This window comes from Cloacibacillus sp., from assembly GCF_020860125.1.
In the GTDB taxonomy this organism is placed as follows: Bacteria; Synergistota; Synergistia; order Synergistales; family Synergistaceae; genus Cloacibacillus.
In genome coordinates this window covers 1-21,270 of sequence record NZ_JAJBUX010000086.1, presented here as the reverse complement: position 1 = coordinate 21,270, position 21,270 = coordinate 1, and the positions used below count along the sequence as shown (strand labels likewise).

Here is a 21,270-nt window from a genome sequence, read left to right as displayed (position 1 = left end):
AGCTTTGGTGGTCTCGGTTACTTCTGCAAACTTGCGATTACTTTTGCTATTCACCATGTTGTCTGTCAGCGTGTGGATTTGTCAAACAGGTCTTGTCTGAAACTGATTCGCATGATAAGAGAAGGATACCTATGGTATTTATTGCAGAGGTTGCGAACAATATTAAGGATACTAATAAGATAAGGGCGTTTGCGGTATGGCCTTGTTAAAGAGACGCGTTTTGCCATAACTAAACCTCACGCCCCAACGGCGGCAGTTGGGGCGTTGTCTTGATCCCGGTGGCTGCGCAGCCGGTGTGAAAGACGGCTAAAATCTGGTAACAGCTCTCAGAGCCCGCAGTGAATTATTTTTTACCTTTTCCTAAAGGCTAGGCGTCGGGAGTTTCGCGCGGCGCCTTTATTACCCGTTTTTTGGTGGAGTTGGGCAGCACGATGCTCGTCGTTATCTTGCCGTGGCGTGAAAGCATCACGAGAAGCTCCTGTAAAAAGACCAGTGACGGTATCTGCACCTCGAGGAGAAAGTCGTTGCTGCCGGTTATCGACCAGCTCGATACTATCTCAGGGATATCTTTGATGATCTCGTCGATCACGGGGTCCGGATTGCCGTAATTCGTCTGAAATGATAGTATCGCGGAAAAATAATAGCCGACCTTTGCCGGGTCCACCGTGGCGCGGTAGTCGAGGATGATCCCCTCTTCTTCCATACGTTTGACACGTTCGATGGTGGCGGTGGGCGAGAGGTTCACTTTATCCGCGAGCTGCTTGAACGGTATGCGCGCGTTTTTTTGCAGTTCCTCAAGTATTTTCCATCCAGTCTCGTCTATCTCCATTAACTCCCTGTTTGCCACGCTATGATCTCTCCTTTCCTGTTTTGCACGATATTGCTGCCGCGATCAACTAAAAAACAGCCTTTGTTGCGTGTATCGCACTAAATCACTGACCTTTTTCACGGCATTCGCTATGTGTGATTTTACGAGATTATTATATATTAAATACGAACCGTAAAGACAGTTTTTTCTGAACATTAGCGTTCCCATATCACCGCCGGCGAAAATCTTTATCTGAATTTGTCCCTAAATATAGAAGGAGTGAACAGCATGATCCAGATGAAAAAATTCAAAATGCCCAACGCTATCGTTATCCTATTCGGCATCATTGTAATAATGACGGTCCTGACCTGGATCGTACCGGCGGGAAACTTTGAACGCGTCAAAAACGCGGAGACAGGCATCACGGTCGTCAACGCTGCCTCGTTCAGACTTGCGGACGAACGGACGCCCGTCGGCCCCTTTGAGATGTTCCTCTGTATCCAGAAAGGCTTTGTGGAGTCCGGCAGCATAATCTTCCTCATCTTCTTCGCCTATTTCTGCGTCTATACGGTGACGAAAACCGGCTCGCTGCACGCGGCGATCAACGTCCTGCTGAAAAAGCTGCAGGGGCGCGAGACGACGGTCATCGTCATTTTCATGATACTGTTTTCCCTCGCCGGTTCCACATACGGTGAGTGGGATACCGTCTACGGCCTGGTGCCGATATTCGTCGGCATCGCGATCGCCATGGGCTATGACGCGCTGGTGGGGCTCGCGATGTCAGGCATGGCGGTCGGCATCGGCTTCGCCTCGGCTACCACAAACCCTTTTACGATCGGCATCGCCCAGGCCATCGCGGAGCTGCCGATCTTTTCCGGGATATTGTTCCGGCTCGTCGTTCTCGCCGCCTTCACCGCCATCGGTATCTGGTGGACCCTGCGCTACGCGAAACGGGTGAAGAGGGATCCGAAATCAAGTTATGTCTACGGCGTAGACATGGGCGTGCTGGAGATAGACAGGTCGTCGCTTGAGAAACATCCCTTCACGGCTAAAAGGAAGTTCACCATCCTGCTGCTCTTCGCGACGATAATCTTTATCGTCTTCGCCACGCTCAAGCTCGGCTGGTATCTTGACGAAATGTCGGCCGTATTTCTCTTCTCGGGCTTCATTATCTCGCTGCTGTGGAAGATGCCGCCGGACGAGATCACCGACAATCTTATCTTTACCTGCTGCGATATAATAATCGGCGCTCTGATCGTAGGGATGTCGCGCTCGATCATGGTGGTGCTTGCGAAGGGAAATATACTCGACACGATAATATACGGCATGTACCAGCCGCTGCAGTATATGCCCAAGTGGCTCGCCGCCGAGGGGATGCTGATATTCCAGAACATCATGAACCTGTTCATTCCATCCGGCAGCGGACAGGCCGCGGCGGTAATGCCGATCATGATACCGCTTTCGGATCTCGTGGGGCTCAACCGCCAGATCGCCATTCTCGCCTATCAGTTCGGTGACGGCTATTCAAACCTCTTCTGGCCCGTAGGCGGCATCATCATCATGGCGGCCATCTCGCGCGTTCCCATCGGCAAATGGTATAAGTTTTTTACGCCGCTTTTCGGTATTATGCTGCTGATGGAGGCCGCATTCATCGCGTTGGCGGTGGCCATTGGTTACGGCCCCTTTTAAGCACAAGCGCCAAATAGTCTTAAAAATAAATAAATATATCACAGGAGGAGATTCAAATGTTTAAAAACGTAATCGTCAGAAGACCAGCAAAGAGTATGGTAGAGGGTATCACATCAAATCCGCAGCTTGGCAGGCCGAATTATGAACTTGCGCTCAAACAGCACGACGACTATATCGAGGCCCTTAAAAAGTGCGGCGTGGCGGTGACCGTCCTTGAGGCGCTCGAGGAATATCCCGATTCCTGCTTTGTCGAGGACACGGCGGTGATAACGAGGAAATGCGCGATCCTCAGCAATCCGGGCGCGGCGAGCCGCAACGGCGAGGCGAAGGAGATGCTGCCGGCGATAAAAAAGTTTTTCCCCGACGACATGATAGAATACATCAAAACCCCGGGCACGCTGGACGGCGGGGACGTGATGATGGTCGGAGATCATTTCTACGTGGGCCGCTCGGCGCGGACGAACGCGGAGGGTATTAGGCAGTTCATCGCCATTCTGGAAAAGCACGGGCTCAGCGGCTCCGAGGTCAAGCTGGAACTTGTCCTTCATCTCAAGACCGGGGTAAACTATATTGAGAACGGCAACATGCTGGTGTCGGGAGAATTTGTCGAAAAGGCGGACTTTGCCAAGTACAGCAAAATAGTCATTCCCGAGGAAGAAAGCTACGCGGCGAACTGTATCTGGGTCAACGACAGGGTCATCGTACCCAGCGGATATCCCACGGTAGAGAAAAAGATCCGTGATGCGGGCTATGAGGTGATCCTTACCGATACCTCGGAATACAGAAAGCTGGACGGCGGCCTCTCCTGCCTCTCGCTGCGCTTTTAACTGATGTTTTGCCGACGCGCGGCGGTTCACAACGCGCGCCGGTTTACCGTCTTTATAAAGAAAGGGTGTGTGCTCATGGTTGATTTACGGGAAAATGAGGTAAAGGACGCGGTCTTTGAAAAGATAGATTTTCTGGCGCGGGAGGCCTTCGAGCTCAACTGTTTCCTCGCCGAAAATCCTGAGTTGTCGGGTAAGGAATATCTGGCCTGCGAAAAGATCTGCGCGCTGCTGGAGTCTCACGGGATCACTGTTGAGCGGGCCTTCGCCGGCATACCCACCGCTTTCAGGGGGACCGTATGCGAAGCTCCCGATTCGGGAATCAACATCGGTATCATCGCCGAATACGACGCCCTGCCCGAGATCGGCCATGCCTGCGGCCACTGCGCGAGCGGCAGCCTCAGTCTGCTTGCGGCGCTCGCCCTTCACGAATGCGCGGACTTAGTACCCGCCAATATCGACATCATCGGCACCCCCGACGAGGAAGCCACCGGCAAAAAGATAGAGATGGCGGAGGCGGGGCTCTTTGACAAGTATGATTTCGTGATCATGATACATATGGACTCTAAAAATAAGGCGGAGATGAAACTGCTGGCCCTTTCGGCATTTCATTACAATTTCCGCGGCCAGCCGGCCCACGCCTCCGCCTGTCCCTGGGCGGGCAAAAACGCGCTGAACGGAGCGATGCTGATGATCCACGGTTTTGACATGATGCGCCAGCATCTCAAACCGACCACGCGCGTCCACGGCATCATCATCCGCGGCGGCGAGGCCTCCAATATTGTGCCGGAATACGCCTCCGCGGAATATACGTTCAGAAGTCCCGATTCCCGCTATCTGGCGCAGGTCGTCAAACTGCTGCATGACTGCGCCAAGGGGGCGGCGATGGCCACCCAGACCTCCGTGGAGATAGTCAAATACGCGCCCTCGCTGGACAGCATGAAGCCGAATCCCGCGGGAACGGCGATGCTGGAGGAGATATTCGCGGCGCAGGGGCTGCCGGTCTTTAAGGGAGAGGACGAGAATATCGGTTCCTCCGACATCGGCAACGTGAGCTTCCGCTGTGCCGCCTTTCATCCGACGATATCGATATCCGACGAGGATATCCCCTGTCATACGCGCGAATTCGCGGCGAAGATGAAGGAAAAGGATATTGAGCGGGTCATCTCAGCCGGCACGCGCATCATCTGCGAAATGGCGGTGCGCTCCGTTTACGAGCCGGAGAGGCTGGAAGCGATAAGAAGAGACTTCCGCAAATAAAGTAAATATTGTGATAAAGAGCTCTGACTGCCGAACGCCGCATTTACGGGCAGGCGGAAAACTATACGGCAAAGGTCCGGTTCCTGAAATATGGGTAGCCGGACCTTTGCGTTTTTATTATTAGGGCATATGGGCGGTTCTTGACGAAACAGTTATTTATTCATTCGCGATATCAAGCGGCTCGCTCTCTTTTACGAACTTTTCCACGCCCTCTTTGGCCTTCTTGTCGCGCATCGCCACTCCCGCGCCGCTTATGCAGCCGCCGGGACAGGTCATTACCTCGATGAGGTCAAAGGGCGCGCCGTTTTTCGCGTAGGCCTTCAGCTGGGCCATCGCCGCTTTGCTGAGGCCGTTTATGCAGGCGGTGCGGATCCCGGCGTCGTCCCCGAGCGCGCGTCTGACCGCCGCCGCGACGCCGCCGCTGATCACGAAGCCGCGTCCCTGGGCGGAGGCGTTCTTTTTGAGTTCCGCCGCCTCGCACTTTGAGGGGGTTATCCCTGCCGCCTCAAAGAGGGCCTCGAGCTCCTCGAAGGTCATCACGTAGTCGACGCAGGAATCCTCCATCGCCTCCTTGCGTTTCGCGACGCAGGGGCCGATAAATACGTTTATATTACGGGGATTTTTCGTCTTCATCATCTCGGCGGTGAAGTGCATGGGGGTCGGCGTGTCCGATATATGCGGCGTAAGCTCCGGCATGTGGCGGCGTGCCGCCTGTATATAGGCGGGGCAGCAGGAGGTCGTCATGAAGGGGCGTTTATGTTCCATGCGCTCGCGCAGCTCCTCCGCCTCGTCGACGGCGGTCTTGTCGGCGCCGAGCGCCACCTCGACGACGTCGGAGAAGCCAAGCTCCCTTATCGCGGTGACAAGCTGTCCGAAGCTCGCCTCGAACTGTCCGGCGATCGCGGGCGCTACCAGCGCGTATATCTGTTTGCGGCTGTCGAGGGCGCGCACGATATCCACGATCTGGCTGCGTTCCAGCACGGCGCCGAAGGGGCAGGCGGCGACGCAGCAGCCGCAGCTGATACATTTCGTGTGGTCAATGGCGGCGACGCCGTTTTCGTCCTTCTGTATCGCGTTCGTGGGGCAGCTCTCCTCGCAGGGGACGGCGATTTTAGCGATCGCGTGGTATGGGCAGACATCTTTGCAGCGGCCGCAGTTTTTGCATTTTACCTTGTCTATCCGCGAATGGCCGTCCTCAACGTGGATGGCCCCGAAGGGGCAGACGCTCTCACAGGGACGCGCGAGGCAGCCCTGGCAGAGCTCCGTGACATAATAACGGGCGTTGACGCAGCCCTTGCAGGCGATATCTATGATCGTGAGCGCCGGTCCCTCGATCTGATTTCGTTTGAGCGCCCGGTCGGCGTACTCAAGCAGAGAGGTCATCTCGTCGTCGGCTTCCACGCTGAAACCAAGTCCGGCGAGGACGCGCAGGCGGACGATCGCGCGCTCTTTATATACGCAGCAGCGGTACCTCGCGGCGGAGCCGGGCGGAATATGCACAAAGGGCAGCTTCTTCACGCTCTGCCGGAAGTCGCTGTCCTGCGCGTAGCTGCCGCCAGGTATCTCTCTGCTGTGCAGATACGCGCCCGCAATGCTCCTTATTACCCAGCGCTTTACATTTATCAGATGATTTAAAAGCATCTCTCCATCTCCCTAACGATTATGCGAAAGACTATACACTAATTTGCGCCGCTATGACAGTATGTAAATTTTTTCAGAAGATACAAAACAGCGAAAATTTAGAGAATTATCAGTTTGTGAACAAAAGTATAATCAAAATCCGTCGGCAGAGAGGACAAACGCGTCAAATTTTTTGACAGATATCTAGCAGCCAGTGCCGCCGGGCGACGTCATTTTTCGCTTTCACATGGCAGTGATAGGCCGCAGTGAACATTTACAGAAGGAAAACCGCGTCACTTTTCTTAATATTCCTAAGGTAATTTACGGCGAACGTTGTGAAAGCGCTAAAAATAATGTTGCCCGGCGGCACTGGCTGCGGAGTCTGACTTTTTCATGCGTTTGCCCGGTGCGGGCTGGTATTTCGTTTGTCAATTAGGGCTCCATAATATAAGATAATCGAGGCAGCAAGATAAAAAAACTGAGGTGATGATATGCCCGTTTGGGAGATAATCGGCCCGGTGATGACCGGCCCCTCTTCGAGCCATACAGCAGGCGCGGCGCACATAGGCCGTATCGTCCGCATGTGCTGGGGCGGCGAAGTGAAGAGGGCGGATCTATATATGCGCGGCAGCTTCGCGAGTACCGGCGCGGGACACGGGACGGATAAGGCGCTGATCGCGGGTCTTATGGGGATGTCGCAGGACGATCCCTCCATCAGGGACGCGCTTGAACTGGCGCGCGCCGCGGGGATGGAGTTCCATTTCTATACGGAGGAGGTGGCGGGGGCGCATCCCAATTCCGTGCGCGTCGTCGTCAGCGGCGATGACGGGCGAACGATGGAGGCTGTCGGCTATTCCATCGGCGGCGGCGCGGTCATCCTCCACAAGCTTGACGGCTTTCAGGTGGACATCTCCTGCACTCTGCCGGCGGTCATCATAATGAACCGCGACGTGCAGGGCGTCGTCAGCGCGGTGACCTCGTACCTCTCGGCCCATAACGTCAATATCGCGACGATGAAGCTCCACCGCGATACGCGCGGCGGCCTCGCGACGATGGTCATCGAGCTTGATTCCGCTGAAGAGCACGCGGATACTGAAGTGATAAAAAATCTCCATCCCGGGATAGTCCGCGTGATCGGAATAGAGGGGGAAGACTAAATGCTCAAGGCCGTTGAAAAGATAGTCAGGCTTGCCGAAGATAAAAAGATCGCCTTTCCGGAGGCGGTCCTTATCCTTGACGCGGCGGAGACCGGTGTCCCCGCGGAGGAGATAAGGGCCAGAATGGCGGAGCGCCTTGCCGATATGCGCCGCAGCGTCCGCGAGGCCTGCGCGAATACTGTGCCATGCCGTATCGAGCCCCCAATGGGGCCTAAGCTGCGTTCCTACCAAGGCACGATGTCCGGCGATTTTATCCTCGCCGCCTCCGCGACCGCGATGGAGGTGGCCTCGTATAACGCGACGATGGGCCGCATCGTCGCGGCGCCGACCGCCGGCAGCTGCGGGATAATTCCCGACATGCTCTTTGCCTGGGAATTTTTCTGCGGCGAGGGCAGGGATACCGAGGCGCTGCTTGTCGACGCTCTGATAACCGCGGGAGCGGTGGGTGAGGTGACGGCCTTCCGCGCTACTCTTGCGGGAGCCGACGGCGGCTGCCAGGCGGAGTGCGGCGCGGCCGCCGCGATGGGTTCAGCGGCGCTCGCGTTTTTACAGGGCGGAACGCCGGCGATGAGCGCCCACGCCGCGGCGATGACCTTCAAATCTGTGCTCGGCCTGGCCTGCGACCCCGTAGGCGGCCTGGTGGAATGCCCCTGCATAAAACGCAACGGCATCCTTGTGGCCAACGGCACGCTCTGCGCCGATATGGCGCTCGCGGGGATAGAGTCGGTGATACCGCTTGACGAGGTGATCGATTCGATGGGGCAGATAGGGCGGATGATGGCGCCGGCGCTTTGCGAAACTTCGCAGGGAGGGCTCGCTGTGACCCCCACGGCCGTGGAGCTCATGAAGGCCGGACAGGAGAGGATCGGAGGCTGATATTATGGCTATATTGATAAAGAACGGAATAATCGGGACGGCGGAGCGCTCTTTCCGCGGCGACCTGCTCATCGAGGGCGAAAAGATCGCCGCGGTGGGCGGCTCGCTCTACTGCGGCGGCGCCGAAGTGGTGGACGCCTCGGGCTGTTACCTGCTTCCCGGCGGCGTCGACCCGCATACGCATGTGATCCTGCAGGTTGGCGGCAGCAAGGTATCAGACGGCTTCGTGGCGGCGACGCGCGCGGCTGTCTTTGGAGGCACGACCTCCATCGTAGAACATCCCGGTTTTACCGACGACGGCGAGCCGCTCGCAAAGGCCGTTGAGCTGACTGTCGCCGAGGGCGGGGGGCGCTCCTATACGGATTTCGGCGTCCACCTTGTCTTCCAGCGTTATGACGGTGATATCGCGCGGGAGCTGCCGGAGATCGTATCGCGCGGTTTCCCGACCGGCAAGGTCTATACCACCTACGCCGGACGTCTCACGGACGAAGAGATCTTTCCGCTGATGCTCGGAATGAAAGAGGCCGGAGGACTTCTCTTTTACCACTGTGAGAACGACGCGGTCACGAACGGCCTTGCGGCCGAATACCAGAGGGAACTGCCGGCGATGGCTGGCCTTTGGCCCAAGAGCCGCCCCGGCTATTGCGAGGCGGAGGCGGTGAAGCGCATCCTCGCCCTCTCGCGGGCCGCTGGCGTGGCGGCCTATATCGTCCACCTGTCGACGAAGGAGGCGCTTGAGGAGGTTATCCTGGCCCGCCGCGCGGGACAGCGGGTCTATGCGGAGACCTGCCCGCAGTATCTTACGCTTACGGAAGAACGCTATAAGAGGGAGAACGGCCTCGACTACGTGATGGCGCCGCCGCTGCGGAAGCAGGGTGACTGCAACCGTCTCTGGCGTGCTCTCGCGCAGGGCGATATCGATACGGTCGGCACCGACCACTGCTCGTTCAGCCGCGCCGACAAGGTGCGGCTGGGCGCGGAAAATGTCTTTAAGAGCCCCGGCGGCATCCCGGGAATAGAGACGCGCATGGAGCTGCTCTTCTCCGAGGGCGTTATGAAGAACCGCCTTTCGCTGGAGCGCTTCGTCGCCGTGACCGCGACAAATCCCGCCGGCATCCTCGGACTGCGGGACAAGGGACGGATAGCGGAGGGCGCCGACGCGGATCTGATACTTATCGATCCCGCGAAGAGCAAAAAAATCTCTGTCGAATCGCTGCATCAGAGAGTAGACTATACCCCCTACGAAGGTATGACCGTCAACGGCTGTGTGACCGACCTCTGGCTGCGCGGCCGGCGTCTGCTCAAAGAGGGGGAGCTGACATCCGACGAACCTTGCGGCAGGCTGGTCAGGAGAGAGTTATCCAGCGAATAGCCGTATGCCGGACGAAATAGAGGAAAGGTAAAAGGGACGGCCAAGCGGTCGTCCCTTTTACAGTCTTTATGCGCTTAGATTTTTTTCCAGACCTCGGCCGCGTGCTCGCGCGCCTTGGCGAAGATCTCCTCCGCGTCGAGCTCGGTGAGCTTTCGGTCCTTCATAAGTATTTTGCCGTTGGCGACCGTTGTGACGACGCTGCGCGCCGAGGCGCCAAAGAGCAGATGCCCGTTGATATTTTTATCGGAGAGCGCGGTCGGCGCGTTGTAGTCGAGCACGATAACGTCGGCGGCGCAGCCGTCCTTTAACATGCCGAGCTTTACGGGGAAGGCGCGCTCCGCGATTAAGGCGTTATTCTCAAAGAGCATCGCCGGAAGCTCACCCCAGCCCGCGTTGGGATGTTTCGCCGCGTGTTTGCAGAGGGCGTTTCCCATCTTGTAGGACTGCAGCATGTCGCTGACATAGCCGTCGGTTCCTAAGCCGAGGGTGACGCCCTCCGCCGCCAGCCGCGGAACGGAGGCCGCGCCGACGGCGTTGCCCATATTCGATTCGGGGTTGTGCACGACAGCGGTTCCCGTCTCCTTAAGCAGCGTGCGCTCCGCGCCGTCTATATGGATGCAGTGGACGAAGATAGAGTTTTTGCCGGTGATGCCGAAGTCGTGGAAGCGCCGCACGATACGCTTTCCGTGCTCGCGCTCGCAGGCCTCCTCGTCGGATGGCCCCTCCGCCACATGTACATGCCAGCCGTTTTCGCGGCCCTCCATCGCCTCGCGGCACTTCTCAAGGGTGCAGTCGCTCAGGGTAAAGGAGGCGTGCAGGCCGAACTTGCCGGAGATCATCGGGTCGTTCTCGCGCTCGGCCCAGTCCATAAAGGCGATGTTCTCCTTAATCCCCTCGTAGGCGATCTTCTGACCGTCGCGGTCGGAGACTTCGTAACAGGTGGAGGTGCGGATGCCGGCCTCGCGCGCCGCCCTTGCCACCTCGCATAGGCTGCCGCTCACCGCGTGCGGGCTCGCGTGGTGGTCGATGATGGTGGTGCAGCCGCACTTTATCGCCTCAACGAGCGCCGTGAGGGCGCTGTAATAACAGTCGCGCAGCGTAAGCGCCTTGTCGAGCCGCCACCAGAGCTTTTCCAGCACGCCGGAGAAGTCCTGCGCCGGTTCGCCGGGGACGTTCATTCCGCGGGAGAAGGTGCTGTAAAAGTGCATATGGCTGTTGATAAATCCGGGCATAATGAGGCCGCCCTTGGCGTCAATAAACTTTGCCGTCGGATATTTAGCGCGCATATCCAGCGTGGTACCGACTGAATTTATCGAGGTTCCGCTGATCGCGGCACATCCGTCCGGTATAAAGGGATTGTCTGGGTCGCGTGTTATCAGAGGTCCGTTGCCGATAAGTAGCATTTCAGTATCCTCCTCAATGATATATTTTTAGGTTTTGAATCACTTTTTGTTTCTGAAATTTATGTTATGCCTGAAGCGCGGAAATATATGCGCCGCAGGCTAAACGGACGCATGGCGGCCAACCGAAAGCGCACCGGAGTGCGGCGGGGATTGGCTGCCATGCGCCCATGCGGCATATATTCCGCTTTTACTTACAAAGAGCTACGGCCTCAACCTCAACGAGCACGTCTTTCGGAAGGCGGGCCACCTCGACGCATGAACGCGCGGGGGCATCCTTCGCGAAATACTTCGCGTAAACTTCATTGACCTTCGCGAAGTCGTTCATGTCTTTGATGAAGACGGTCGTCTTGACGACGTCGTCGGTCGTCAGCCCCTGGCTCTCGAGTACCGCGCTCATATTCTTGAGCGCCTGTTCCGCCTGGCAGGCGACGCATCCGGGAACGACCGCCATCGTCTTAGGATCGAGGGGAATCTGTCCTGACAGATAGAGGAATCCGCCGGCCTTTACCGCCTGAGAATAGGGACCGATCGCTGCCGGTGCGTTGGGGGTGCTTACGATTTCTTTTGACATTGTATTTTTCTCCCTTCAATTTTGTTTGATTATCTAAAAAATTTTTTAATTACGTAACTGTATTCTACATCATTTCCTGAAAAATTGCACCTTTGATTATTCGCAATTTATCTGCCGTTATTATATGATAATCTCCGCTAAAGGGATATGTAATCGAGCACAATACCTGTTTGCAATTATTCCAAGAGAGTTATAATATTAACATTCAAGAGAGTAATATTAACGGGGAGAAATCCAGTTGGGAGGGGCGCCTATGAGCGAAGAGTTCAGGATTATCGGAAAGTCTCTGCCGCGCTTTGACGGTCCCGTCAAAGTCGCGGGAGAGGGTAAGTTTCTTGAGGACATAGAGATTCCCGGCTGCTGGCTGGGCGGCGTAGTCCGTTCAGAGGTGCCGCGCGGCGTGGTGCGGAAGATAGAAACGCTTCCCGCCTTCGCGGAGACGGGCGCTGTACTGGTCACGGCGGAGGATATCCCCGGAGAAAACTATGTCGCCATCGTGCGCAGCGACTATCCGGCTCTCGCCGCTCCCGCGGTAAACTACGCGACGCAGGCCGTGGCTCTTGTCGCCGCGCCCGATGCGGAGAGCCTTAAACGGGCTATGGCCGCCATTGTGGTTGAGATAGAGCCGCTGCCGCCGATATTCACGGTAGAGGAGTCCGCGGCCCGCAAAGAGCTGATCTGGGGCGAGGATAACTGTATCGACCATTATCACACCGAGCGCGGCGATCTGCGGAAGGGCTTCGCGGAGGCCGACGTGGTGGTGGAGGGAGAATGGGAGACGGGGCTGCAGGAGCAGATGTACCTTGAGACGCAGGGCATGGCGGCCTGGCGCGCCGGCGACGGCATCGAGCTTCTCGGTTCGCTGCAGTGTCCCTTCTACGTGGTGAACGCCGTCGCGGCGGCGCTTGGACTGCCTCATGAAAAGGTCACCGTCCGCCAGAGCGCCACCGGCGGAGCCTTTGGCGGCAAGGAGGACTATCCCTCGATACTCGGCGTCTACGCGGCGCTGCTGGCCTGGAAATCCGGCAAAAAGGTGAAGATCGTCTACGACCGTTCGGAGGATCTGCTCGTATCTCCGAAGCGCCATCCCTCAAAGAGCCGCTACCGCATGGGGCTCACGAAGGATGGTAAGATAACGGCGCTCGACGCGGAGATAAAACTTGACGCGGGAGCCTATACGACGCTGACGCGCGTCGTCCTCCAGCGCACGCATCTGCACGCGGCGGGCTGCTATTATGTGCCTAACGTCCGCGTAAGGAGCAGCGCCTGGGCGACGAACACGCCGCCCAACGGGGCCTTCCGTGGCTTCGGCGCGCCGCAGGCGATATTCGCTATCGAGCGCACTATGGACCTCGCCGCCGAACAGCTTGAGATGGACCCGCTGGACATACGACTGCTGAATACGATAAAGACCGGCGATCTGTTTCCCTACGGACAGGTGCTGCGGGAGGGCAACAACGCCGACGGCGTGCTGCTCAAGGCGGCGGAGCTCTCCGACTACCGGAGGCGGCGCGAGATACTATCGCAGCAGCGCGAGGGGCACTTCCGCAAGGGGATCGGCATCTCGCTCGCCCTGCACGGAGGCGGTTTCACGGGCGCGGGCGAGGCGAACATGGGGACGACTGCGAAGATGACCTTTGACGGCAAACGCTTCCGCATCTACACGAGCAGCACGGAGATGGGGCAGGGCGCGTCGACGGTGCTGCCGATGGTGGCCGCCGAGGCGCTCGGCGTGGAGCTGGAAGACGTCCTGTATGTGGAGCCGGATACGAAATATACACCCAACACCGGGCCGACCGTCGCCTCGCGCACCACGATGTACGCGGGCAAGGCGGTGCAGGATGCCTGTGAGAACCTTAAAAAGGCGATCGGGAATGGCGGTTCGCCGCTCTCCGGCAAGGCGCTGATCGAAGCCGCGGAGAGATATCTGGAAAAAGAGGGCCGCGCCGAGGCGCTCGGCTATAATATCTTCACCGACGGCCAGAGCTGGGACGAGGAAAAGTTCGCGGGCGACGCCTATCACGGCTACGCCTGGATCGCGAACGCCGTCGAGGTGGAGCTTGATATGGACACCTACGAGGCGACGCCGCTTTCCGCCGCGGTCGCGGCGGAGGTGGGGCGCGCGATAAACCCGATGCAGGCGAAGGCCCAGCTGACGGGGGGCGTGCTCCAGGCCTTCGGCTGGGCGCACATCGAAGATTTGAAGACGGACGCGAAGGGGCGTTATACGGCGGCGCATATGAACGCCTACCTGGTGCCGACGACGCTCGATACGCCGGAGTGGAAGGTGGCGCTGCTCGAGGATCCCTGTCCCGCGGGCTGCTACGGCGCGAAGGGGCTTGGCGAGCTTCCCTGCGACGCGGGCGCGGCGGCCTTTGTCGCCGCGATAGACCACGCCGCGCAGATATTCTCGCACTGCGCCCCGATGACCGGCGAAAAAATCTTCGAGGCGATCGAAAAGATAGACAACGGGGGTGAATAAAAGATGAGGATAGAGCTGACAGTAAACGGAAAGCTGTGTCACGCCGAAGTGCCCCCCATGAAGCTGCTGATTGCGGTGCTGCGCGAGGATCTTGGCCTTGGCGGGACGAAAGAGGGCTGCGGCGAGGGGGAATGCGGCGCCTGTTCCGTGATCATGAACGGCAGGCTCATAAACGCCTGCCTCGTTCCCGCGCTCCAGGCCTCTGGCAGTGAGATCCTGACGATCGAGGGGCTGGGAGGCTCGGAGGATATGGATATACTCCAGCGCGCCTTCGTCCTTGAAGGCGGAGTCCAGTGCGGCTTCTGCACGCCGGGAATGATCCTCGCGGCGCGGGCGCTGCTGGAGGAAAATCCCGATCCCTCCCTGGATGAGATAAAAACGGCGTTATCCGGCAACATCTGCCGCTGCACGGGCTACGAGCGTATCTATAACGCCGTGCGGCGCGCGGTCGCCGAGGGCTACTGCGATACCTTCAAAAAACGCGAAAATCTCTGCTCCGGACAGCTTCCGCAGCCAACGAACGACGAGGATAAAATATACCTTCTTCCCGAAACGCTGAAGGAGGCCCTCTCGATGCTTGCGGAAAATCCCGGGGCCGCCGTCCTCGCGGGGACGACGGATATCGTTCCCGATATCAAGAACGGCAAATTCAGCGCCGGGAGGCTGCTGGATATCAGCCGCATCAAAGAGATAAAGGGCATCTATAAGGCGGGCGGAGATATCCATATCGGCGCCGGCGCGACGAACGGCGACATCGTCCGCAGTTCGATAATGAAAAAATACCTTCCCGCGCTCTGGGAGGCCTCGCGCAGAAGCGGCGCTCCCGCGGTGCAGAACCGTGCGACCGTCGCCGGCAACATCGCCACTGCCTCGGGCGCGGCGGACCTTCCGACGATCCTGCTGCCTCTGGAGGCGCGTGTTGTCCTGGAAAGCGTACGCGGTGCGCGCGAACTGCCGCTGGAACGTTTTATCGCCGGTTACCGCCAAACGGAACGCCGCGCGGACGAGCTTATCGCGGAGATCGTCATCACGGCGCCCGCCGCCGGTACCTACCAGAGGTTTTTCAAGCGCGGTTCGCGCAGGGCGCTGACCCTGTCGCGTATATCCCTCGGCTTTTGCCTGGAGATCGAGAGGGATGTGATAAAATCCTTCCGCGCCGGCGCGGGCAGCATGAGTCCGGTGCCAGTACGCCTGCCGCTGACCGAGGCCTCGCTTGCTGGTAAAAGGCTTGACGCGAGGCTCATAGAGAGCGCCTGCGGGGTCATATCGGCGGAGCTGACGCCGCGAAAGAGCGCCGCCTGGAGAAAAAAGATGGCCTCGAATCTGCTTCGCACATTCCTGACTGAGGTCTCCGAGATGGAGGCAGGGAAAGTGCGGGTGCCGGAGGATATCCCCTCGGAAGAGAGGAACGGCCCGCGGCGCTTGAATGGTTAAACGATAAAATGGCGGCGGTCCTGTCCCGGGCCGCCGTCATTTTTTAATTCAGGAATTAAAGACAGCTGAAAAATCCCGCCAACGCCTATGCCTCCTGTTCCGGCGGACACGGAGCCGTTCGCCAATATCAAGAACATGGCGGAGGAATAAAAATGGGTTGGCACGGCTGCCTTGCGTCAACTCTCTTTCCGTATATCGAGGGCGCAGAAGGTGTAAATATCCTCCTCGCCGTTCCTCCGTATCGCCGTGGCGTTGACGGTAGCCGAAAATCCGCTCTTCGTGAAGCAGCTTCTCATGGTGCGGGCACTGCTCCCGGTCTTCCTCATCTCTGTCAGCGGACAATTTTCGCAGGCTGTGTCTCTTCCCTGCAGCACCGTGAAGCATTTTTTGCCGAGTTCGGCGTCGGGGAAGAAACGTCTCAATTCGTCGTTGAAGTAGATAAATTCCCAATTTTGATTTACGACGAATACCCACTGGCGCAGGCTGTTCAGGATCGACTCCTGTATCTGGAAGTTGGCGGCGAGCATCTTCTGCGAGCGCTCCTTCAGTATATAGCTGCCGATTATATCGGCGAGCAGGCTCAGCGTTTCGATCTCCTTCGAGGTTGGACGATGCCCCTCTTTTTTGCAGTCGTCAAAACCCAAGGCCCCGAACCGTATCCCCTTGTCCTTGAAGGCGCACTGCAGCATATTGACGACGCCCTCCCCTCCGAGTTGTTCCCGATAGGCGGGATCGCACACGTCGTCGAGGGAGTTGAGGAAGAATACGTCGGATTCATCAAAATGCTTGATAAAAAGCGGATATTGCTCGGCTGGCCGCATCGGGTAATTGCCGATGATCGGTTCGACGCCGCTCTGGCAGTATTCAAAGGTGCAGCCGAGCATCGTACGCGAAACGTCGTATTCAAATATATAGCCGCGGCTCATGTTGAAATAGCGGCAGGCGACGGAGAGCGCGAGATTCACAGCCTCTTCAAAATCGTTCATTGTGTAAAGTATCTTAAAAACATATTCGGTTATATTGTCGCTGTAAGACTTTTGTCCCTGCGGCTGGTCAGGCTGTGTCTTTAAATTGCAGAGCCTTGCCTTTTCAAGCACGTCTCCCGGATTGTCGACGTCCTCATAGAGCATATAGCGGTTCTTTCCGTTCTGCTTCGCGCTGTAGAGGGCCATGTCCGCCCGCTGGTAGAGCTCGTCGAAGCCGGTGCCGTCCTGCGGGAATATCGCTATCCCGATACTGCCGGAGGAGGAAAACCTCTCATAGTTCTGCTGGAAGGCGGCGCGTATCTCCAGCGCCTTGCTGTGTATGAGCGCCAGCGAGGGAACGTCCTTCATCAGTATCATGAATTCGTCGCCGCCGATACGCCCGACAACGTCCGTGCCGCGGAAGGTCGAACGCAGTTTACTCGCGAGATCGCCCAGAATGGTATCCCCGTAGAGGTGGCCGAAGGTGTCATTTACCATCTTAAAATTATCGATATCGCAGATAAACACCGCATGCGTCTTATCGGGGGAGGAGAGGGCGAGGTAATCCGCTATCAGCGTCTGCGTGGTTCCCTTGTCACACAGCCCAGTCAAGCTGTCCGTCTGGGCCTGCATCACGAGCTCCTCCCGCTCTCGTACCTGCGTGCTGATATCCTTCACGATTCCCACGACACGTACGACGCTGCAGCTGCTGTCGACGATGGGCGTACCCTGCACCCGGCACCAGATATAATCTCCCTCGATAGTGCCCATGCGCAGATCCGCCTGGTGCAGCCCCTCATGGCCGGAGAGCACCTCGCTGAAGAAGGAGTCAAGAATTTCGCGGTCGTCGGCGTTGGCCGCCTGATGCAGCTCCCGGTCGCCAAAACGTTTCTGGTAGGCGGGAGAGAAATATATGCCGTCGTTTAATACGTTCCAGTCGAACAGGCATTCGTCGGCATTCTCGGTGACGATGCGGTAACGCTCCTCGGAGAGCGCGAGCGCGTCGGAGTTGAGCTTTGATTCGGTATTGTCGAGGACGACGTGGTAATAGAAAAACCTTCCGCCGCGCTCCTTTACCTGATGTCCGCGGTCCAGTATCCATTTTATATTGCCCTTGGCCGTAATGATTCTGTATTCCAACGAAAGAATGTAGTCGTCGCCGGTCTGTTCGGAGATCATCTTCAGTACGCGTTCGCGGTCCTCCGGGTGGATCGTCATCGCAAAGCTGTCCTGGTAGTGGCGGTGGAAATCCTCGCGGCCGCACTCGAGAATGGAGAGATAGCCGTCGCTTATGTCGGTGATCGTCAGGCCGCTGTCAGGCAGGCAGCGCGATACGCCCCCTGGAATATTGGAGGTGAGCGCTTTCAGCGATTCCTTTGCCACGTTCGTCTCCTGCATCTGGCGGCGCAGGATGAAATAGGTGATGGTCCCGATCATTGTCAGGAGCGCGAAGATCATCGCTCCGAAAAAGACGGAGATATTTACGAAATCCCCCAAACGCTCAAGGAGCACCGAGCTTGGGATGACGGAGACCAGGTACCAGTCGTTTACGCCGAGCGGCGCGTAGTTGAGATAACGGGTCTCGCCTCTGACGTCGTACTTAAAAGAGCCGCTTTTGCGCGCGGCCATATCGTTCTTCATAGAATGGCGGGAGCCGTCATATCTGGCGTCTATTTTACCGTTGGCGCTGAATAAATTGGCTGAATCCTTAAAGACCGCCTCTTCTCGTTTCTCCGGCGCTAGGATGATATCTCCCCTGCCGTCCACGATATAGGAGAAGCCCCTGCCGCCGAAGAGCGGCGAAAAAAAGATGGAAGGAAAATTACGGCGTTCAAAGGTCGCGTACAGCACGCCGCGCACGCCCTCATAGCTCTCTATCGGCACGGCGAAAATTATTACGTCGCCGCCTGTGCGCCTGGAGGTGAAAACCTCCGATATATTTTGCCTGCCGTTCAGCGCTTTTTGGAAATACTCGCGGTCCGTGACGTTCAGCGAACTGTAATCGCTGGAGAGGGAATAACCGTTTGGCAGAGCGATCGTCAGACGGTCAAAGGGCATGTTTTCGACATTCTTTCTCAGGGCCCTCATCAACTGCGGGTCCAGAATATTTTCCTCCCGCGCGATGAGGTCGGCGGTATTTTTAAGGGAGGAAAAGACATTTGAAACGCGCTGGTTTATCTCGGAGGAGGAATGTTCCGCATAATCATTGAGACTAAGGATAGCCGTTCGTTCCAGCGCCTTTTCCACCGAGTGCTGATACCAGAAAAAAATGGAGGCAAGCGTGAGACAGAAAAATACAGCGAGCAGATAAAAAGCCGATTTACGTCCTATCCTCAGAAACGAAAACACATTCAATCATCCTTTATGCTCTGCATGTGGATCAAATTAGATTCTCTCGTCAGCTTGGCCATATTTTACGCCATGCTATATTAAAAAACAATTGAAATAAAGATAATTTATATGTTTTATAAACTGAAAAAATGTCATCTTCACAAACGGAACGTCATTCTCCGGCTGTCTCCGCCGCGAAAACGGAACTGGCATTTATGCCTAACCGCCGTTCCATATCTTGACAGAGAAAAAAGTGCCGCGCCCAATATAATCATAATGTAATGATGGGATCAATCGTATTACGAAAGGGGAATCGTTTCCTATGGAGATAATATACCGGCTTGCCGCGATATGCCGCGAAAATCCTTCGATACCGTTTTTCTTCTGTATCGGCGCGGGCTATTGGCTTGGGAGTTTTAAATACAAAGGCGTGGCGCTGGGCGCGGTGGCGGCGACCCTCATCGTCGCGGTGATTGTGGGAGCGCTGATGGGCGTGGTGATATCGCCCAATGTCAAAAACATCTTTTTCCTGCTCTTTATATTCACCATAGGCTACAGCAGCGGCCCCGCCTTCTTCCACAGTCTCCGCTCGAGCGCCCTGCCGCTTCTCGCCTTCACGCTGCTGATGGCGGTGCTCTGTCTCGCCTCGGCCTATGTCATGGCGAAGCTGATGGGGCTCAATCCAGGCTTTGGCGCGGGACTGCTCGCGGGCTCTGCGACGGAGTCGCTGATGATCGGCGTCGCCACCGATACCATCGCGAAGCTGGGGCTTGGCTCCACCCTCACCGTGCGGTATGTCAACGACGTCCCGATTGCCTACGCGATCTCCTATCTCTTCGGTACCATCGGCGCGATATGGATAACCGCCTATCTTGGCCCGATACTGCTCGGCGTCAAGGACATCAGGGCGGAGGCGCGCGCGCTTGAGAGCAAGCTCGGAGAGACGAAAATGCCTCCCGATACCTTCATCGAATATACCGACTACCTCACACGCAGCTACCGGGTGGAAAACCCGCGTTATATCGGCAGAAGCGTCGGAGACGCCGAGGCGGCGGAGGGCGGCGACAAAAGTTTCCTGATAACGGCGCTGCGGCGTCAGGGAGAAAAGATCGCCGTCACAGATGAAACGGCGCTTGAAAAAGACGACGTCGTCGCCGTGCGCAGCCTGCGCAGAATACTGGCCGAGACGGCGGCGATGCCGGGACTGGAGGTCGTAGACGACGAACTTTCCTCTCTCGTAATGGAACGTGTCAGCGTCGTCGTCACGAAGAGGGAGTGGTTCGGCAAAACCGTTGAAGAGCTGGCGGTCGAGCCTCAGATGCACGGCGTCATCATCAGCAAGATCACTCGCGGAGTGCAGGAGATACCCGTATACAACAGCACCGTCATCCACTGCGGCGACGTCGTTGCGATTAGCGGCGTCATGAAAGCCGTTGAACTTGCGATACCGACCATCGGCTATCCGGAGCGCACCAGCACCGCGACCGACATGGTGACAGTCGCCCTTGGGATCGTGGTTGGGACTCTCGTCGGAGCACTCACCTTCAAGGTCGGCCGCATACCGCTGAGCCTGACGACCGGCGGCGGCGCGCTGCTGGCCGGTCTGCTGATAAGCTGGTTCCGCTCGGCGCGCCCGGTATTCGGGAACATGCCCGCCGCGACCTCCTGGTTATTCCAGAGCCTAGGCCTCTGCGGCTTCATCGCCGTCGTCGGGCTGAGCTGCGGACCGGATTTCGTGAGCGGCCTGCGGCAGAACGGCTGGGGGATAATGTGGGGCGGCATCGTCGTCACCGTTGTCCCCATCGTCTCCTGCATCCTCGCCGGTAAATGGTTCTTCAAGATGAATCCCGTCATCCTGCTCGGAGCCTGTACCGGCGCGCGCCTCTGCACCGCGGCGCTGGGGGCGCTGCAGGAGGCCTGCGGCAGCCCGACGCCCGTGCTTGGCTATACCGTGCCGTACGCGCTGAACAACATAATTTTCGCCGTATGGGGAGTTGTCATTGTCCTCTTAATGGCCTAAAAATCGGCGTTTATCAAAATCGGCGCGAATAAGCACCGTATGCGTCATAAGCCGGTCTCTGAGTGTCCTCACCGTATGAACAATACGGCTCCGGTACTCAGAGACCGGCTTATTTAGCCTACGGCACTTCTTCACGCCGATTTTTCTGCTATTATGTGAATTTTGCAAAACCGATTTCCTTCGGGTGGGCGAAGAGATAAATTACGGTTTAGCTTTTGACGTTGCCCTTAAAGGCGCCCTCTGTGAGGCGGCCAGGGAGCCAAATCAGATCCCTTCTGATTTGTGCGATTCGGCTGGTAGTTACATCAGAGCTGGCTCGGCGATGTTTTTTCGCCGAGACTGAGGGAGAGTTGACCTTAGGTTCTCCCGCGGCTTTTGCCGCGGGCTCTGTTTGGCGCGGAAACCGCGCCAAACAGAGCAACACTCCTTCCGTCAGCCGCCAAAAACAGGCGGCCGAC

14 protein-coding genes are annotated in these 21,270 nt (G+C 57.4%); 9 read left to right on the top strand and 5 right to left on the bottom strand.

Features of this window, described 5'->3' with window-relative positions; translation table 11 throughout:
* Positions 1–367: 367 nt before the first annotated feature.
* Positions 368–847: an Lrp/AsnC family transcriptional regulator gene (locus LIO98_RS10885; protein WP_291956835.1), complete on the bottom strand. Its 480-nt coding sequence runs from the start codon at positions 845–847 to the stop codon at positions 368–370.
* 249 nt (positions 848–1,096) lie between these two features.
* On the opposite strand from LIO98_RS10885, the gene LIO98_RS10880 reads away from it, so the two are divergent.
* From LIO98_RS10880 to LIO98_RS10870, 3 genes are all read left to right on the top strand, one after another.
* Positions 1,097–2,497, top strand: coding sequence for an AbgT family transporter (locus LIO98_RS10880; protein ID WP_291956833.1), 1,401 nt, complete (start codon positions 1,097–1,099; stop codon positions 2,495–2,497).
* Between the two features lie 56 nt (positions 2,498–2,553).
* Positions 2,554–3,324 (top strand): arginine deiminase family protein, encoded by a 771-nt coding sequence (locus LIO98_RS10875; protein WP_291956830.1) that lies wholly within the window; start codon positions 2,554–2,556, stop codon positions 3,322–3,324.
* 75 nt (positions 3,325–3,399) lie between these two features.
* The gene (locus tag LIO98_RS10870; RefSeq protein WP_291956828.1) at positions 3,400–4,581 is read left to right on the top strand and encodes an amidohydrolase; all 1,182 of its coding nucleotides are present in this window, start codon (positions 3,400–3,402) and stop codon (positions 4,579–4,581) included.
* Between the two features lie 156 nt (positions 4,582–4,737).
* Here the strand turns inward: LIO98_RS10870 and LIO98_RS10865 are convergent, their stop codons facing one another.
* Positions 4,738–6,222 (bottom strand): monomeric [FeFe] hydrogenase, encoded by a 1,485-nt coding sequence (locus LIO98_RS10865; protein WP_291956826.1) that lies wholly within the window; start codon positions 6,220–6,222, stop codon positions 4,738–4,740.
* Between the two features lie 470 nt (positions 6,223–6,692).
* On the opposite strand from LIO98_RS10865, the gene sdaAB reads away from it, so the two are divergent.
* The 3 genes from sdaAB to hydA are packed head-to-tail and all read left to right on the top strand — an operon-like array spanning position 6,693 to position 9,606.
* Entirely contained in the window at positions 6,693–7,358 is a 666-nt protein-coding gene (gene sdaAB / locus LIO98_RS10860) for an L-serine ammonia-lyase, iron-sulfur-dependent subunit beta (RefSeq protein WP_066747137.1), read from the top strand.
* Positions 7,359–8,234: an L-serine ammonia-lyase, iron-sulfur-dependent, subunit alpha gene (sdaAA, locus tag LIO98_RS10855; RefSeq protein WP_291956822.1), complete on the top strand. Its 876-nt coding sequence runs from the start codon at positions 7,359–7,361 to the stop codon at positions 8,232–8,234. It abuts the gene before it with no gap.
* A 4-nt stretch (positions 8,235–8,238) separates the two neighbouring features.
* Complete coding sequence (hydA, locus tag LIO98_RS10850; RefSeq protein ID WP_291956820.1) at positions 8,239–9,606, top strand: dihydropyrimidinase; 1,368 nt, start codon at positions 8,239–8,241, stop codon at positions 9,604–9,606.
* 74 nt (positions 9,607–9,680) lie between these two features.
* Here hydA and ssnA read toward each other — a convergent pair whose 3' ends face one another.
* Positions 9,681–11,009 carry a putative aminohydrolase SsnA gene (gene ssnA, locus LIO98_RS10845; protein WP_291956817.1) on the bottom strand — a complete coding sequence of 443 codons (1,329 nt, stop codon included), beginning with the start codon at positions 11,007–11,009 and terminating at the stop codon, positions 9,681–9,683.
* A gap of 187 nt (positions 11,010–11,196) precedes the next feature.
* On the bottom strand, positions 11,197–11,580 hold the full coding sequence (locus LIO98_RS10840; protein WP_291956814.1) for a RidA family protein: 384 nt from the start codon (positions 11,578–11,580) through the stop codon (positions 11,197–11,199).
* A gap of 253 nt (positions 11,581–11,833) precedes the next feature.
* On the opposite strand from LIO98_RS10840, the gene LIO98_RS10835 reads away from it, so the two are divergent.
* Entirely contained in the window at positions 11,834–14,062 is a 2,229-nt protein-coding gene (locus LIO98_RS10835; protein WP_291956812.1) for a xanthine dehydrogenase family protein molybdopterin-binding subunit, read from the top strand.
* Between the two features lie 3 nt (positions 14,063–14,065).
* Complete coding sequence (locus LIO98_RS10830) at positions 14,066–15,496, top strand: FAD binding domain-containing protein (protein WP_291956809.1); 1,431 nt, start codon at positions 14,066–14,068, stop codon at positions 15,494–15,496.
* Positions 15,497–15,672: 176 nt separating this feature from the next.
* Here LIO98_RS10830 and LIO98_RS10825 read toward each other — a convergent pair whose 3' ends face one another.
* Positions 15,673–18,810, bottom strand: a complete 3,138-nt coding sequence (locus LIO98_RS10825; protein ID WP_291956806.1) for a diguanylate cyclase — start codon at positions 18,808–18,810, stop codon at positions 15,673–15,675.
* A 304-nt stretch (positions 18,811–19,114) separates the two neighbouring features.
* On the opposite strand from LIO98_RS10825, the gene aspT reads away from it, so the two are divergent.
* Entirely contained in the window at positions 19,115–20,812 is a 1,698-nt protein-coding gene (gene aspT / locus LIO98_RS10820) for an aspartate-alanine antiporter (RefSeq protein ID WP_291956804.1), read from the top strand.
* Positions 20,813–21,270 lie beyond the last annotated feature (458 nt).

Excerpts from the sequence above, each read along its gene's own strand:
- LIO98_RS10880 (WP_291956833.1), top strand. The coding sequence starts at position 1,097 with ATGATCCAGATGAAAAAATTCAAAATGCCCAACGCTATCGTTATCCTA.
- LIO98_RS10875 (WP_291956830.1), top strand. The coding sequence starts at position 2,554 with ATGTTTAAAAACGTAATCGTCAGAAGACCAGCAAAGAGTATGGTAGAG.
- LIO98_RS10870 (WP_291956828.1), top strand. The coding sequence starts at position 3,400 with ATGGTTGATTTACGGGAAAATGAGGTAAAGGACGCGGTCTTTGAAAAG.
- LIO98_RS10865 (WP_291956826.1), bottom strand. The coding sequence starts at position 6,222 with ATGCTTTTAAATCATCTGATAAATGTAAAGCGCTGGGTAATAAGGAGC.
- sdaAB (WP_066747137.1), top strand. The coding sequence starts at position 6,693 with ATGCCCGTTTGGGAGATAATCGGCCCGGTGATGACCGGCCCCTCTTCG.
- sdaAA (WP_291956822.1), top strand. The coding sequence starts at position 7,359 with ATGCTCAAGGCCGTTGAAAAGATAGTCAGGCTTGCCGAAGATAAAAAG.
- hydA (WP_291956820.1), top strand. The coding sequence starts at position 8,239 with ATGGCTATATTGATAAAGAACGGAATAATCGGGACGGCGGAGCGCTCT.
- ssnA (WP_291956817.1), bottom strand. The coding sequence starts at position 11,009 with ATGCTACTTATCGGCAACGGACCTCTGATAACACGCGACCCAGACAAT.
- LIO98_RS10840 (WP_291956814.1), bottom strand. The coding sequence starts at position 11,580 with ATGTCAAAAGAAATCGTAAGCACCCCCAACGCACCGGCAGCGATCGGT.
- LIO98_RS10835 (WP_291956812.1), top strand. The coding sequence starts at position 11,834 with ATGAGCGAAGAGTTCAGGATTATCGGAAAGTCTCTGCCGCGCTTTGAC.
- LIO98_RS10830 (WP_291956809.1), top strand. The coding sequence starts at position 14,066 with ATGAGGATAGAGCTGACAGTAAACGGAAAGCTGTGTCACGCCGAAGTG.
- aspT (WP_291956804.1), top strand. The coding sequence starts at position 19,115 with ATGGAGATAATATACCGGCTTGCCGCGATATGCCGCGAAAATCCTTCG.